Origin of the sequence: Streptomyces sp. NPDC007189, from assembly GCF_040703635.1 — a bacterium.
Classification (GTDB): Bacteria; Actinomycetota; Actinomycetes; order Streptomycetales; family Streptomycetaceae; genus Streptomyces.
This window is the reverse complement of the sequence record NZ_JBEYEY010000004.1, coordinates 389,970-402,825: the sequence shown is the minus strand read 5'-3', so window position 1 is coordinate 402,825 and position 12,856 is coordinate 389,970. Positions and strand designations below refer to the sequence as shown.

The window sequence follows — 12,856 nt, the reverse complement described above, 5'->3', positions numbered from 1 at the left end:
GTCCCATGACCGCGGGCCTGCAGACGATCATCTACCCCGTCAAGGACAGGGACGGGGCGAAGGCCCTGTTCACCGTGCTGCTCGGGACCGAGCCGTACGTGGACGAGCCCTACTACGTCGGTTTCAAGGCCGAGGGCCAGGACGTCGGCCTCGACCCGAACGGGCATGCCCAGGGCCTGACCGGGCCGGTGCCGTTCTGGCACGTCACCGATCTGCGGGAGCGGCTCGCGCGCCTGCTGGAGGCGGGCGCCGAGGTGGTCCAGGACGTGCGGGACGTCGGCAACGGCCGGCTGGTCGCCTCCGTGAAGGACCCCGACGGCAACCTGGTGGGCCTGCTCCAGGACCCGGTCGCCTGAGCACCGGCAGGACGCGGCCGGTCCCGCCCGCATCCACACTAGTTGCACACTCAACGATTGGCTGGATCGGTGCTACGGTGCGGGTATGGCAGTCAAGACGGCCGATGCCCGGCTCGAGGAACGGTGGCGGGACATCCTCGCCGTGCACGCGCGCACCATGTGTGAGATCGACCGGGCCCTGCATCCCCATGGGCTGGGCGCCAGCGACTTCGAGGTGCTGGACATCCTGGCCGCCGAGTCGCCCGCGGAGGGCGACCAGTGCCGGGTGCAGAACCTGGTCGGCCGGGTGCATCTCAGCCAGAGCGCGCTGTCCCGGCTGATCAGCCGGCTGGAGAAGGACGGCCTGGTCGAGCGTTCGGTGTGCGCGGAGGACCGGCGCGGGGTGTGGGTGGCCCTCACGCCCAAGGGCCGCGCCCTGCACGCCGAGGTACGCCCGCTGCAGCGCGCCGTGCTGGAACGGATGCTGGCCGGCCGGGAGCGCTAGCGGACGGGCTCGGTCCCGTCGTCCTGCACCGCTCCTCGAACTCCGGGCCGGGCCACCTTCCCTCCGGAGCCCTGCGACGACCGCCTCTGGGCCCGGAGTGCGGCAGGGGACCCTGCCTCACCTGGCGAGCAGCGTGCGCACGCCCTGGGACGTCAGCGTCAGAGCGTGGGTCGAGCTGCCGTCGATGGCCAGGGAGAGGTCGTCGTCGGGCCACTGGGAGGCCAGGGCGCCCAGCGGGATCAGCCGGTAGCGGGAGACGAACGGCAGAAGGTCGGTCATCTCGCCCTCGGTGGTGAAGACGGGGACGACCGGGTCGCCTCCGGGCTGTTCGAGCACCGGAAGGGCGACGCTCGTGGCGTCGGCGCCCTCGCCGTCGACCGCGTCGTCCGGCACGGGGACGAGCACGTCACTGTGGGCGAGGACATCCAGCGCGGTCTCGTCCTCGGCGTTCACCGCCAGCGCGTCCAGCGCCTGCTGGGCGGGCGTCGGCAGGTCGTTGTGTGCGGGTGTCTCCATGGCAGATCCCCTGGTAGCGACGGTGTTACGGCCACCCGGGAGCGAACGGCGCCCGGGCGTGCTCCGCCTCGCGTACCCGGCGGGCCGCGGGCCATGCGTCGAGGACCGGAGGAGATGCGGTGACGGGGCGGGTCCCGTGATGGCGGGGACGGTGGAGACAGGTCACGGCCCCGCTTCCGCCAGCACGGCGTCCACCCCGGTGACCCGGATCAGTGGGCGGTACATTTCCATGATCTGCAGGGCCTTGAGGTGGGAGTCGTCGTCCGCGCCGGCGCAGGCGTCCGCGACCACGAGGACCTCGGTGCCCGCGTCGGCGGCGGCCAGGGCGGTGGAGAGCACGCAGCACTCGGTGCTGACACCGGCCAGGACCAGCCGGTCGGCGGGGCCGAGGCGCGCGGCGAGTTCCGGGGTCCACTTGCCGAAGGCGGGGGCGTCCAGGACGGCGTCGGCCAGGTCGGCGAACTCGTCGGTGAGCTGCCAGAGTCCGGCGTCCGGGGGCTGGAGGGCGAAGGGCCACTCGGCGTAGTAGTCGCGCCAGGCTCCGGCCGGTTTCGCCGGGGCCACGAAGCGGGTGAAGGTCACCCGGCCGGCGAAGGCGGGCAACAGGCTGCGGACGCCCGCGGCCGCGTCGGCGTAGCGGGGGGCGGCCCAGGGGCTCGCCGGGTCGGCGAAGACGCGCTGCATGTCGATCACGGCGAGGTGTCCTGCGGTCATGGGTGGAGCGCTCCTTCGCTGGTCAGCGGGCTGGGTGACTGTGCCTCCTGGGCGCGGACCCGGCGCCGGCCCGTGGGCAGGGTGCCGAGGAAGGCGAGGGCCAGCGCGGCCAGGACGCCGAGGTTGGCGTACGCCCAGGCGCCGGTCCTGCCGCCCAGGCCGAGGGGGCCGAGGAGGTAGCCCTGCCAGGTGAGCCAGCTCGCCGCGGTGTTGGTGACCAGGCCCCAGCCGACGGCCGTGGCGGCGAGGGTGAGGAGCAGGGGCGGCAGCGGGATGTCGCCGTAGCGGCCGTGCGGTCGGTAGAGGTCGCCGTCGTCGTAGTCGCGGCGGCGCAGGGCGAGGTCGGCGAGCATGATGCCGCACCAGGCGGCGATGGGGACGCCGAGCGTGGTCAGGAAGCCCATGAACTGGCCGAGGAAGTCGTCGGCGAAGAACACGATGTAGACCGCGCCGGCGATCATCAGGACGCCGTCGAGGAAGGCGGCCAGATAGCGGGGCACCGGCAGGCCGGCGGAGAGCAGGGCCAGACCCGAGGAGTAGATGTCGAGGACGGCGCCGCCGACCAGGCCGAGGACGGCGACCACGGCGAAGGGCACCAGGAACCAGGTGGGCAGGATCGTGGTGAGCGCGCCGATCGGGTCGGCCGCGACGGCCTTGCTGAGCTGCTGCGAGGAGCCGGCCAGGAGCAGGCCGAAGACCAGCAGGAGCAGCGGGGCCAGGGATGCGCCGAAGGCGGTCCAGCCGATCACGCCGCGGCCCGACGAATCGCGGGGCAGATAGCGGGAGTAGTCGGCCGCGGCGTTGACCCAGCCGAGGCCGAAGCCGGTCATCATGAACACCAGCGCGCCGATGAACTCCTGCGCGGAGCCCGCGGGGACAGCACTGACCGCGCTCCAGTGGACGCGATCGGCGACGAGGCCGACGTAGACGACGGTGAGGACGCCGGTGATCACGGTGATCGCCGTCTGCAGCCGCATGATGACGTCGAATCCCATGACGCCGCCGACGACGGTCAGCGCGGCCACCACGGCCAGGGCGACGATCTCGGTCTCGGTGCCGCCGCCCCAGCCGAGGCGGCGGAAGACGGTCGCGGTCGCCATGGTGGCGAGCGCGGTGAGGACGGTCTCCCAGCCGACGGTGAGCATCCAGGAGACGACGGACGGCAGCCGGTTGCCGCGCACTCCGTAAGCGGCCCGGCTGAGCACCATCGTGGGCGCCGAGCCGCGCTTCCCGGCGACCGCGACGAACCCGCACAGCAGGAACGACACGACGATGCCGAGCACGCCGGCCGCGAGAGCCTGCCAGAAGGAGATGCCGAAGCCGAACGCGAAGGCGCCGTAGCTCAGGCCGAGGACGGAGACGTTGGCTCCGAACCAGGGCCAGAACAGCGTGCGCGGGGTGCCCTTGCGCTCGGCGTCCCCGATCACGTCGAGGCCGTGTGTCTCCACCCGCGTCGGGCGGCCGGCCGAGCTGCCGTCGGCGGCGCCGAGCGGGTCGCGGGATTCCGTCATGGCCGAGCCACCTGCCCTACCTGTGCGGACGTGTGCGAGCACGCTAGGCGGGGGCACCAGGGGCGTCAAGGACGCCGGTCCATGACGGAACTGCCCGGCGGACGTGGGAGGTTCAGCGGTCGAACTCCTCCTGGATGGGGGTCCTCGGCTCCTCCCGCAGGTGCTGGGAGAGGCCGGGCTTGCCTCCCTCGCGTGCCTGTTCCGCTCGCTGCGCGGCGGTGCGGTCGAGGTCGGAGTCCGGGTCCACCCGCACCGACCGCGCGACGTCCTCGCGGCCCGTGTACTGCTCGGCGGGGATGCCCCGCAGAGCCTTGAGGACCTCGTCGGACGCGCCCGCCTCGCGCGCGGCCTCGACCAGGTGTTCCTTGTCGGCCGGGTACGACACGTCCTTCACTGCCGCCAGCACCTCGGGGACGCTGGTGTGTGCCGTGCTCATCTTGCCTCCCTCAGTCGTCGCCGTCGCCGACGTCCTGTTCGCCGGTGTCCTCGCCCTCGGCCTGGGACGGGGTGGTGCGGGGCGGCACCTCGGTGCCCGCCTCGTCCGCCTCCCGCTCGCCCTCGGCCTGGGACGGGGTGGCCATGTCGTCGCTCATGGGGCCTCCCGGACGCGTCCGGTCTGTTTCCGAAGCCCCGGGTACCCGCCCGCCGGATGTCCCATCACCCGCCGGCATGCGTGAATCCGCCGCCCCGGGATGGGTACCTGGGCAGTCCCGGCGCCGGATGCGGCGCGCGGGAGAAACAACCGACCTTCTCACCGCCTGGAGGAACCATGGCGGGTATCAGCCCCCCCGATCTGCAGAAAGCCCTGTCCGGCGCGGAGTACCCGGCCAACCGGGAGCAGCTCGAGAAAGTCGCGCAGGACAACCACGCGCCCAAGGAGATCACCGAGCGGATCTCGCACCTCGGGAAGAAGGAGTTCCAGAACCCGGCCGAGGTGAGCAAGGCCATCTTCCGGAACGAATGACCGGACACCGGTGTGCGGAGGCCGGGGCTCCTCGCCCCGGCCTTCGCGCGTGCGGGTGCCGGGTCTCCGTCGCCGTTGGTCACCGGCGCCGGATGGACGACTGCTGCCGCGGTGCGCCGGGCTCGTCCTCGCCGCCCGCGGTCACCGGTCCGGCGCCGGTGGCCGGAATGCGCTCACCCGCGCCCGGCCGGGCGGTCGCGTCCTGCGGTCGTGGCGCGTGTCGCGCCCGGAGCGATCGGCGGTGAGGATGGCGAGGTGGGGGCGGGTCGGCAATCAGGCGGACATACGACGGTGCGGAGGCGGTCGGTCATGGCGGTGAACCGTGTCGGTCTGGTGGTGCACGGCGGGCGTGCCGAGGCCCTGGCCGCCGCGCAGGCGGTGCGCGAGTGGTGCGCGGAGCACGCCGTGGGGTGCGCCGACATCGACGTGTGGCGGCAAGGCGCGCGGCACAGCGCGCGGGAGGAGGTCGACGCGGCGGGCGACCCGGACCTCATCGTCACCCTCGGCGGCGACGGCACCTTCCTGCGCGGCGCCCGGCTGGCGGCCGAGAACGACGCCATGGTCCTCGGCGTGGACCTCGGCCGCGTCGGCTTCCTCACCGAGGTTCCGGCCCCGGCGGTGCGCGCGGCCCTGAACGCGGTCCAGGAGGAGCGGATCACCGTCGAGAGCCGGATGCTCCTGACCATGCGGGCGTCCTGCCGGCTGGAGGTGCCCGCGCAGATGGAGGCGCTGCTGCGGTACGGCCGCGGGCCGATGCTGCCGCCCCCGCGGGTGCGGGGGGAGTGCGAGGTGGGCGACAACTGGGGCGTCGCGCTGAACGTCACCGCGCTGAACGACGTCGTCGTGGAGAAGCTCGCCCGGGACCGGCAGGTGTCGGTCGCCGTCTATCTGGCCGGCCGGCTGCTGGCCTCCTACTCCGCCGACGCGCTGCTGGTGGCCACGCCGACCGGCTCCACCGCGTACAGCTTCGCCGCCGGCGGCCCGGTGGTCTCCCCGCGCGCCGAGGCGCTGGTCTTCACGCCGGTCGCCCCGCACATGGTGTTCAACCGCTCGGTCGTGGCCGCTCCCGACGAGCCCGTCGCGCTGCGCATCCTCCCGCGCTCCGGCCAGGCGGCGGTGAGCATCGACGGCCAGCTGCGCGGGGTGCTGAGCCCCGGTGACTGGATCGGCGTGTACGCGGCGCCGCGCCGGCTGAGGGCGGTGCGGCTGGGTCCGACGGACTTCTACGGCCGGCTGCGCGAGCGCATGAACCTCACCGACGCGCCGGCCGCGCTCGCCGACGGGGAGGCCGCTCCCCTGTGGCCGGTGACCACGCCCCCGCCGGGCGACCTGGCCCACCTCGCCCTGCCTCCGGCGCCCGAGGACGCGCACCGGCTCTCCTGACGTCCGGGTCCGCGGGCGGGTCCGCGCGGCGCCGGAACGTGCGCCGCTCAGTCCGTCGTGGCCGACTGCCGGCGCGGCAGCTTCCAGTTCGGCCGGGGAAAGTGGCAGGTGTAGCCGTTGGGGTAGCGCTCCAGGTAGTCCTGGTGCTCGGGTTCCGCCTCCCAGAAGTCGCCGAGCGGCTCGACCTCGGTGACCACCTTCCCCGGCCACAGCCCGCTCGCCTCGACGTCCGCGATCGTGTCCACGGCGATGCGGTGCTGCTCCTCGTCGGCGTAGAAGATGGCGGACCGGTAGCTGCGCCCGATGTCGTTGCCCTGGCGGTCCTTGGTGGTCGGGTCGTGGATCTGGAAGAAGAACTCCAGGACGTCCCGGTAGCTCGTGACCGCGGGGTCGAAGAGGATCTCGATGGCCTCGGCGTGGTCGCCGTGGTTGCGGTAGGTGGCGTTGGGGGTGTCGCCGCCGCTGTAGCCGACACGGGTGGACACCACGCCCGGCTGCTTGCGGATCAGATCCTGCATGCCCCAGAAACAACCGCCCGCCAGGACGGCCCGCTCGGTTCCCACGGTCATCGGTCACTCCCTGAAGCTCGGCCCCGGCCCGGTCGTCGACGTGCCGGCCGGACGGTCCCCCAGCCTAATACCGCCCACGCGCGATCAACGAACGGCCACCGTGGCGCCCTCTGCCCGCCGGGGACCGGAAATCCGGCTGCCACCAACTTGGTCTAGTCCTCTTGACGGGGGCTCACCCCGGCGCTTTGGTATGTACCAACCTCGGCCCCGCACGGCACCACCCCACCAACCCACCACTCCAGGCCCGAGGCATCCCCGGGAGGGGCACTGTCATGCACCTGGCAAGATTTGCGGCTTCCGCATGCGCGTTCGCGCTCGCCGCCACCGGCGCCGTCGTCGCTCTGGCGTCCCCCGGCAGCGCCGCCGCGGCGAGCAGCGTCTACTCCGTGGCCCCCTATGTCGACATGTCCAACAGTCAGGAAGGGCTCCTCGACACCGCCGTCACCGCACACCACCTGAAGGCCTACACCGCGGCGTTCGTGCTCGGCGAGGGCTGCACCCAGATCTGGGGCGACACCCTGCCCGTCGGCAACGACTCCTACACCGACCCCGAGATCGCCAGGGCGAAGTCCGAGGGCGCCTCCGTCATCATTTCCTCCGGCGGGGCGAGCGGCGAACCGCTCGCCTGGACGTGCTCCACCCAGAGCAGCATCGACGCCGGGTACCAGGCCCTCATCGACGACTACGGCGTCACCCGGCTCGACTTCGACGTCGAGGGCGCCGCCGTCGCGGACACCGCTGCCGCGGCCCGCCAGATGCAGGCGATGAAGGACCTCAAGGCGGCCAATCCCGGCCTGCAGTTCTCCATGACCCTGCCTGTGCTGACGAGCGGCCTGACCAACGACGGCGTCACCATCCTCAAGGCCGCCAAGAACGCGGGCATCAGGATCGACGTGGTCAACATCATGGCCATGGACTACTACGCCGGCACGGGCACCGAGATGGGCCAGGGCGCGATCGACGCGGCCAGGGCCACGCTGGCGCAGATGCAGTCCGTGGACCCCGGTTACACGTACGCCAACCTCGGGATCACCCCGATGATCGGCAAGAACGACGACGGCTCCACGTTCACCCTGGCGGACGCCCAGACCGTGGAGAACTTCGCCGCGCAGAACGGCGTCGGGCGGCTGGCGTTCTGGTCCGTCAACCGCGACCAGCCGTGCAGCGGAAGCGCCAACTCGCTGCCCACGTGCAGCGAGATCAGCCAGAGCAGCCTCGCGTTCACGGACGCGTTCGTGCCGTACGAGGGCTCGGGCGGTGGCGGAGGCGGTGGCACGACCAGTGACTTCTCGCTGTCCCTGGCGCCGGGTTCCGCCTCGGTCGCCCAGGGCGGTTCGGCGACCGCGACGGTTCGTACGGCCGTCACCTCCGGCAGCGCCGAGTCCGTCAGCCTCTCCGCCGCCGGCGCGCCCTCCGGTGTCAGCATCTCCTTCACCCCCAACTCGGTGTCCTCTGGCGGCAGTTCGACGCTGACGGCGACGGTCGGCTCGTCCGTGGCCGCGGGCACCTACCCGATCACCGTCACCGGTACGGCCGCCGGCGGCAGCCACAGCGCGACCTACACCCTCACCGTCACCGCCGGCGGCGGGGGCGGGGGCGGCGGGGGTTCACTGGCCAACGCCGGCTTCGAGACGGGCAGCCTGAGCCCCTGGACGTGCACGGGCGGCGGCGCGGTGGTCTCCGGCCCGGTCCACAGCGGCAGCCACGCCCTCCAGGTCACGCCGAGTTCCAGCGGCACCGGCGAGTGCGACCAGAGCGTCACCCTGTCCCCCAACCACAGCTACACGCTCACCGGTTGGGTCCAGGGGCCCTACGCCTACATCGGGGTCAGCGGCGGCGCCACGGCCAGCACGTGGTCGAACGACACGAGCTGGAACCAGCTGACGGTCCACTTCACCACGGGCAGCAGCGGCACCGTCACCGTGTACGTCCACGGCTGGTACGGCCAGTCCGACGTCCACGCGGACGACTTCACCCTCGGCTAGCCGTGACGGTGTCCGCCTCGCCTACCGGGACGTGGGCGAGGGCAGGCCCCTGGTCCTGCTGCACGGGTTCACCGGGGATGTGTCGCGCCCGTACATCGGCTGCGGGCTCCGACTCGGCGAGGAGTGTCCGGCCGCCTCAGCCGGGGTCCAGCGGGCGCCCTTGTCGGCGGCGGGGCTCGGGCGCCGGCCCTCCGTCACGGTGATCCGGCCGCCGGTCACCCCCGCGGAGGCGCGTCCCCGTCGCGCAGGTGACTCCGGTCAGTGGTTGGGGGCCGCCGTGCTGATTCCGCCCAGCGCCGAGTGCGGGTCGTCCGCGGCCGCCAGGTCGCCGAGGCTGACCACCCCGACCGGGCAGCCGCCGTGTTCCACGACGGGGAGCCGGCGCAGGCCGTGGTGGCGCATCAGCTCGGCCGCGCGGTCCGTGGTGTCCTCCGGGCTCACGGTGAGCACCGGAGGCCGGCTGCACACCGTGCCGACCGCGGTGGTGTGCGGGTCCAGTCCCGCGGCGAGCGTGCGCACCACGATGTCGCGGTCGGTGAGCACTCCGAACAGATCGCAGTCGTAGGCGACCAGGACGTCGCCGATGTCGTGCTCACGCATGAGCAGCGCGGCCCGTTCCACCGAGGTCATCGGCTCCACCGCCACCGCGCCGGGCGACATCACGTCACGTATCCGCCGGGTCATCGGGCACCTCCGGATCCGGGATGGTGAGGCATACGGTCCCGCCCGCGTAGCCCGGCACGGCACGGGCAAACCCGGCACCCGGTGCCGCGGGCTCGGTCGGCGCCGCGCCGCCCCCGGCGGGACAATCGAGACGAGGGCTCGCAGAAGGGATCACGGCAGCCATGGTCGGTGACATCAGCGACGAGCTGCGCGCACGGCGCGAGGGCGACGACGGCCACCGCTCGATGCCGCACACGGCGGACACGCGTCTGCAGGCATGGGGCGCCACCCGGGAGCGCTGCCTCACCGAGGCCGTACGCGCCCTGGTCGAGGCCTTCGCGGACGTGTCGCACGCGCATCCCGAGACGATGGAACGGCTCCGTCTCGCTCCCGGCGACGACCCGGACCTGCTGGTGGCGCTGCTGGACGAGGTGGTCTACCGGCTCGAGGTGACCGGCCGGATCCCCGTCGACGTGGAGGTGGAGCCCGCCGACGACGGTGGCCTGGAGGTACGGCTGTCGCTCGCCGGCCTCGCGGACGTCGCCATCGTCGGTGCGGTGCCCAAGGGCGTCTCCTGGCAGGAGCTGCACATCGGCCCGGACGCGTACGGCTGGTCCTGCTCGGTGATCGTGGACGTATGACCGCGCCCGCCCGCGCAGGCGCCCGCGTCACCCCTTCACCACTCCGAGCGGCACCAGCCGGGCGACCTTCCGGCACAGCCCCGCCCCCTCGCTCGCGCTGACCACGGCGTCGACGTCCTTGTACGCCTCCGGTGTCTCCTCCGTCAGGCCGCGCCAGGACTTCGGGCGGGCGGCGATGCCCGCCCGGTTCAGCCGTGCCCGCAGTTCGGTGCCGGTGACGGAGCGGGCGGCCTGGTGGCGGCTCATGGTGCGGCCCGCGCCGTGGCAGGTGGAGTGGAAGGCGTCGCCGCCGGGCACCCCGGCCAGCACGTACGACGCCGTCCCGAGGGTGCCGGGGATCAGCACCGGCTGACCGAACTCCCTGATGTCCTCGGGCAGTTCGGGGTGTCCGGGCGGGAAGGCGCGGGTGGCGCCCTTGCGGTGCACGCACAGGCGCCGCGGCCGACCGTCCACCGGGTGCGTCTCGATCTTGGCGAGGTTGTGGGAGACGTCGTACACCAGCGACAGCCGGGCGCCGGCGGCGCGCCGGAACACGCCGCGCGCCGCGTCGGACAGCAACTGCCGGTTCGCCCGGCCGTAGTTGGCGGCCGCGGCCATGGCCCCGAGATAGGCCTGCCCCTCGGGGGAGTCGACCGGCGTGCAGGCCAGCTGCCGGTCGGGCACGGTGATGCCGTACCGGGCCATCGCGCGGTCCATCAGGCGCACATGGTCGGTGCAGATCTGGTGGCCGAGGCCCCGCGAGCCGCAGTGGATCATCACGCACACCTGGCCCGGTGCGATCCCGAACCGGGCCGCGGCCTGCTCGTCGTACACCTCGGCGACCTGCTGCACCTCCAGGAAGTGGTTGGCGGATCCCAGGCTGCCGACCTGGCCGAGGCCCCGCTCCCGGGCCCGCTGCCCGACCTGTGTCACGTCCGCGTCGGCGACCGCACCGCCGTCCTCGCAGCGCAGCAGGTCGCGTTCCTCGCCGTGCCCCTGCTCCACGGCGTAGCGGGACCCGCCGGCCAGCAGCCACTCCAGCTCGCGCGGATCGCCGAGGTGCCACACGCCCCCGGGCCCGGCCCCGCGGGGTATCGCCCGGTCCAGGCCGTCCATCACCGCGGTCAGCGCGGGCCGGAGGGTGTCGCCGTCGCAGTCGGCGGCCAGCAGCCGCACCCCGCAGGAGATGTCGAAGCCGACGCCGCCGGGCGAGACCACCCCGCCGTCGGCCACGTCGGTGGCGGCGACCCCGCCGATGGGAAAGCCGTACCCCCAGTGGATGTCCGGCATGGCGTACGAGGCGGCGACGATGCCGGGCAGCGTGGCCACGTGCGCGACCTGTTCCAGGGACTGCTCGGCGTCCGCGAGCAGTTCCCGGGAGGCGAACACGATCCCGGGTACGCGCATGTCCGCCTGCGGCTCGATGCGGTAGCGGAAGGAACGTTCCTCGACCAACTCCATCGCGGCCTCCGCTCCGGCTCGGCGGCGCGCCCCTGGTCACTGTCCGTGCAGCGCGGCGAGCACGTCGTCGTCCGTCAGCTGCTCGAAGCTCTCGTACCACTCTCCCACGGCCAGGAAGACGGCGGGCCGCTGGAGGCACAGCACCTCGTCGGCCTCGCCCCGCAGCAGTTCGGCCGCCTGCGGCGAGCACACCGGCACCGCCAGCACCACCCGCTCCGGCGACTGCCGGCGCAGCCAGCGCAGCGCCGCCCGCGCGGTCGCCCCGGTGGCCACCCCGTCGTCCACCAGGATCACGGTACGGTCCCGCAGCTCGGGCGCGGGACGGCCCTGCCGGTACCGCTCCTCCCGCCGGCGCAGCTCCACCCGCTCCCGCTCCAGCACGTCGCCCAGTTCTTCCTCGCTGAGGCCGAACTCGTCCAGGGTCCGCTTGTCGAACAGCGGAGGATCGTCGCCCGCGAGCGCGCCGACGCCCAGCTCCTCCTGGAACGGCGCCCCGATCTTGCGCGCGACCAGCACGTCGAGCGGCGCCTCCAGCGCCCGCGCCACCTCGCGGGCCACCGTCACCCCGCCGCGCGGCAGGGCCAGCACGACCGGATGCGTCAGCGCCCCGGCCTCCTGCCGGATGCGCAGCCGTTCGGCCAGCTCCCGCCCGGCATGGACACGATCATGAAACCGCATGTCCCGTCCGCTCCTTCCACGTCACCGGCGGGCCGTGCCTCCGGATCGGTGACCTCGCCCGGCGACGCCCCTGCCGGTCGGCCGGCCCGGCGGGCATGGCACACCTGCCTCCGGCGCCCCGGCCGGGTACCCGGGCAGTGCCGGCGCGACACGGGGACCGGGCGGCCGCCCGACGGTGCGGCGCCGTAGCGATCGGAGGAGATGGGCGATGGCACGGATGCTCGTCGACGGGGACGACCTGGTCGTACGGCTGTCCTGGTGGGAGCGGGCGGCCGCGCGCCGCGGTGGAGTGCGGGTGGCGCTGGCGGAGGTGTGCCGGGTGACGGCCGAAACCGAGTGGTGGCGCGCCCTGCGCGGAGTCCCGCGGCGCGGCCTCTGGATTCCCGGCGGCCGGTCCGTCGGGACGCGCGGCCATCACGGCGGTACGGACTTCGTGGCCCTGCGGGCGGGCAGACCCGTGGTGTGCGTCGAACTGCGGCCCTCCGCCCCCTTCCGCTTCCTTGCCGTGTCCGTGCCGGACATGGACGAGGCGAGGGCCACGGCCCGCTCCCTGGGCCGGGCCGCGCCCCGCATCGACACCTCCACGCGGTACCGGCAGCCGGTTCCGGTGGCGGAGGAACTCCCTGGCGGCAGCGCCCGTCCCAGCTTGCCTACGGGCACGGGGACGGAGCGGGGCGTTGGGAAGGAGCGGGACGCCGGGAAACGCCGGGGCACGGGGAAGGACCGGGGCGCCAGGAAAGGCTGGGGCGTCGGGAGGGGCAGGGGCGTCGGGAGGGGCGAGGGCACCGGGCCGGATCGGGACACGGGGAGGGACCGGGGCGCCGGGAGGGACGAGGGCACCGGGCCGGACCGGGGCGCCAGGAAGGGCAGGGGCATCCGGAGGGGCCGGGGCATCGGGCAGGACCGGGCCACCGGGCAGGACCGGCTCGCCGGGAAGAACCGAGACACCGAG

Annotated in this window: 16 protein-coding genes and 1 pseudogene; 7 read left to right on the top strand and 10 right to left on the bottom strand. The window is 73.6% G+C overall.

Annotation, left to right across the window (positions count from 1 at the left end; genetic code table 11):
• Positions 1–5: 5 nt before the first annotated feature.
• A complete protein-coding gene (locus tag AB0950_RS11005; RefSeq protein WP_360146073.1) occupies positions 6–356 on the top strand; it encodes a VOC family protein in 351 nt (116 codons plus the stop codon).
• 85 nt (positions 357–441) lie between these two features.
• Positions 442–840, top strand: coding sequence for a MarR family transcriptional regulator (locus tag AB0950_RS11000; RefSeq protein ID WP_330341604.1), 399 nt, complete (start codon positions 442–444; stop codon positions 838–840).
• 117 nt (positions 841–957) lie between these two features.
• On the opposite strand, the gene AB0950_RS10995 is transcribed toward AB0950_RS11000, so the two are convergent.
• The 5 genes from AB0950_RS10995 to AB0950_RS10975 all read right to left on the bottom strand — a co-directional run bounded on the left by AB0950_RS10995 (position 958) and on the right by AB0950_RS10975 (position 4,174).
• Positions 958–1,356 carry an SseB family protein gene (locus AB0950_RS10995; protein ID WP_360146076.1) on the bottom strand — a complete coding sequence of 133 codons (399 nt, stop codon included), beginning with the start codon at positions 1,354–1,356 and terminating at the stop codon, positions 958–960.
• A gap of 162 nt (positions 1,357–1,518) precedes the next feature.
• Positions 1,519–2,070 carry an isochorismatase family protein gene (locus AB0950_RS10990; protein WP_366778343.1) on the bottom strand — a complete coding sequence of 184 codons (552 nt, stop codon included), beginning with the start codon at positions 2,068–2,070 and terminating at the stop codon, positions 1,519–1,521.
• Positions 2,067–3,581: a cytosine permease gene (locus tag AB0950_RS10985; protein WP_366778342.1), complete on the bottom strand. Its 1,515-nt coding sequence runs from the start codon at positions 3,579–3,581 to the stop codon at positions 2,067–2,069. Before AB0950_RS10985 ends, AB0950_RS10990 begins: the two co-directional genes overlap by 4 nt.
• A gap of 112 nt (positions 3,582–3,693) precedes the next feature.
• The gene (locus AB0950_RS10980; RefSeq protein WP_360146085.1) at positions 3,694–4,017 is read right to left on the bottom strand and encodes a DUF2795 domain-containing protein; all 324 of its coding nucleotides are present in this window, start codon (positions 4,015–4,017) and stop codon (positions 3,694–3,696) included.
• 10 nt (positions 4,018–4,027) lie between these two features.
• Complete coding sequence (locus tag AB0950_RS10975) at positions 4,028–4,174, bottom strand: hypothetical protein (RefSeq protein ID WP_360146088.1); 147 nt, start codon at positions 4,172–4,174, stop codon at positions 4,028–4,030.
• 176 nt (positions 4,175–4,350) lie between these two features.
• On the opposite strand from AB0950_RS10975, the gene AB0950_RS10970 reads away from it, so the two are divergent.
• Together AB0950_RS10970 and AB0950_RS10965 are read left to right on the top strand one after the other, a co-directional pair.
• On the top strand, positions 4,351–4,545 hold the full coding sequence (locus AB0950_RS10970) for a DUF2795 domain-containing protein (RefSeq protein ID WP_360146091.1): 195 nt from the start codon (positions 4,351–4,353) through the stop codon (positions 4,543–4,545).
• A gap of 309 nt (positions 4,546–4,854) precedes the next feature.
• The gene (locus AB0950_RS10965) at positions 4,855–5,928 is read left to right on the top strand and encodes an NAD(+)/NADH kinase (protein WP_360573595.1); all 1,074 of its coding nucleotides are present in this window, start codon (positions 4,855–4,857) and stop codon (positions 5,926–5,928) included.
• A gap of 47 nt (positions 5,929–5,975) precedes the next feature.
• Here AB0950_RS10965 and msrA read toward each other — a convergent pair whose 3' ends face one another.
• A complete protein-coding gene (gene msrA, locus AB0950_RS10960) occupies positions 5,976–6,497 on the bottom strand; it encodes a peptide-methionine (S)-S-oxide reductase MsrA (protein WP_360146097.1) in 522 nt (173 codons plus the stop codon).
• A gap of 272 nt (positions 6,498–6,769) precedes the next feature.
• On the opposite strand from msrA, the gene AB0950_RS10955 reads away from it, so the two are divergent.
• A complete protein-coding gene (locus tag AB0950_RS10955) occupies positions 6,770–8,482 on the top strand; it encodes a carbohydrate binding domain-containing protein (protein WP_366778341.1) in 1,713 nt (570 codons plus the stop codon).
• A 21-nt stretch (positions 8,483–8,503) separates the two neighbouring features.
• Here the strand turns inward: AB0950_RS10955 and AB0950_RS10950 are convergent.
• Positions 8,504–8,695: pseudogene (locus AB0950_RS10950) on the bottom strand (hypothetical protein); the annotation flags it as partial.
• Positions 8,696–8,740: 45 nt separating this feature from the next.
• Positions 8,741–9,166 (bottom strand): CBS domain-containing protein, encoded by a 426-nt coding sequence (locus tag AB0950_RS10945; protein ID WP_366778340.1) that lies wholly within the window; start codon positions 9,164–9,166, stop codon positions 8,741–8,743.
• A gap of 161 nt (positions 9,167–9,327) precedes the next feature.
• On the opposite strand from AB0950_RS10945, the gene AB0950_RS10940 reads away from it, so the two are divergent.
• Positions 9,328–9,786 carry an archease gene (locus AB0950_RS10940; RefSeq protein WP_360146106.1) on the top strand — a complete coding sequence of 153 codons (459 nt, stop codon included), beginning with the start codon at positions 9,328–9,330 and terminating at the stop codon, positions 9,784–9,786.
• Positions 9,787–9,813: 27 nt separating this feature from the next.
• On the opposite strand, the gene AB0950_RS10935 is transcribed toward AB0950_RS10940, so the two are convergent.
• Together AB0950_RS10935 and AB0950_RS10930 are read right to left on the bottom strand one after the other, a co-directional pair.
• Positions 9,814–11,226, bottom strand: a complete 1,413-nt coding sequence (locus AB0950_RS10935; protein ID WP_360146109.1) for an RtcB family protein — start codon at positions 11,224–11,226, stop codon at positions 9,814–9,816.
• Positions 11,227–11,262: 36 nt separating this feature from the next.
• Positions 11,263–11,904: a phosphoribosyltransferase family protein gene (locus AB0950_RS10930; RefSeq protein ID WP_366778339.1), complete on the bottom strand. Its 642-nt coding sequence runs from the start codon at positions 11,902–11,904 to the stop codon at positions 11,263–11,265.
• A 208-nt stretch (positions 11,905–12,112) separates the two neighbouring features.
• Here AB0950_RS10930 and AB0950_RS10925 point away from each other — a divergent pair.
• The coding region (locus AB0950_RS10925; protein WP_366778338.1) for a hypothetical protein at positions 12,113–12,856 on the top strand (744 nt) is incomplete at its 3' end.

What these genes read in the sequence shown, in the direction of transcription:
- AB0950_RS10970 (WP_360146091.1), top strand. Translation starts at nt 4,351, where the DNA reads ATGGCGGGTATCAGCCCCCCCGATCTGCAGAAAGCCCTGTCCGGCGCG.
- AB0950_RS10935 (WP_360146109.1), bottom strand. Translation starts at nt 11,226, where the DNA reads ATGGAGTTGGTCGAGGAACGTTCCTTCCGCTACCGCATCGAGCCGCAG.
- AB0950_RS10990 (WP_366778343.1), bottom strand. Translation starts at nt 2,070, where the DNA reads ATGACCGCAGGACACCTCGCCGTGATCGACATGCAGCGCGTCTTCGCC.
- AB0950_RS10995 (WP_360146076.1), bottom strand. Translation starts at nt 1,356, where the DNA reads ATGGAGACACCCGCACACAACGACCTGCCGACGCCCGCCCAGCAGGCG.
- AB0950_RS10955 (WP_366778341.1), top strand. Translation starts at nt 6,770, where the DNA reads ATGCACCTGGCAAGATTTGCGGCTTCCGCATGCGCGTTCGCGCTCGCC.
- AB0950_RS10930 (WP_366778339.1), bottom strand. Translation starts at nt 11,904, where the DNA reads ATGCGGTTTCATGATCGTGTCCATGCCGGGCGGGAGCTGGCCGAACGG.
- AB0950_RS10975 (WP_360146088.1), bottom strand. Translation starts at nt 4,174, where the DNA reads ATGAGCGACGACATGGCCACCCCGTCCCAGGCCGAGGGCGAGCGGGAG.
- msrA (WP_360146097.1), bottom strand. Translation starts at nt 6,497, where the DNA reads ATGACCGTGGGAACCGAGCGGGCCGTCCTGGCGGGCGGTTGTTTCTGG.
- AB0950_RS10980 (WP_360146085.1), bottom strand. Translation starts at nt 4,017, where the DNA reads ATGAGCACGGCACACACCAGCGTCCCCGAGGTGCTGGCGGCAGTGAAG.
- AB0950_RS10945 (WP_366778340.1), bottom strand. Translation starts at nt 9,166, where the DNA reads ATGACCCGGCGGATACGTGACGTGATGTCGCCCGGCGCGGTGGCGGTG.
- AB0950_RS11000 (WP_330341604.1), top strand. Translation starts at nt 442, where the DNA reads ATGGCAGTCAAGACGGCCGATGCCCGGCTCGAGGAACGGTGGCGGGAC.
- AB0950_RS11005 (WP_360146073.1), top strand. Translation starts at nt 6, where the DNA reads ATGACCGCGGGCCTGCAGACGATCATCTACCCCGTCAAGGACAGGGAC.
- AB0950_RS10985 (WP_366778342.1), bottom strand. Translation starts at nt 3,581, where the DNA reads ATGACGGAATCCCGCGACCCGCTCGGCGCCGCCGACGGCAGCTCGGCC.
- AB0950_RS10940 (WP_360146106.1), top strand. Translation starts at nt 9,328, where the DNA reads ATGGTCGGTGACATCAGCGACGAGCTGCGCGCACGGCGCGAGGGCGAC.
- AB0950_RS10965 (WP_360573595.1), top strand. Translation starts at nt 4,855, where the DNA reads ATGGCGGTGAACCGTGTCGGTCTGGTGGTGCACGGCGGGCGTGCCGAG.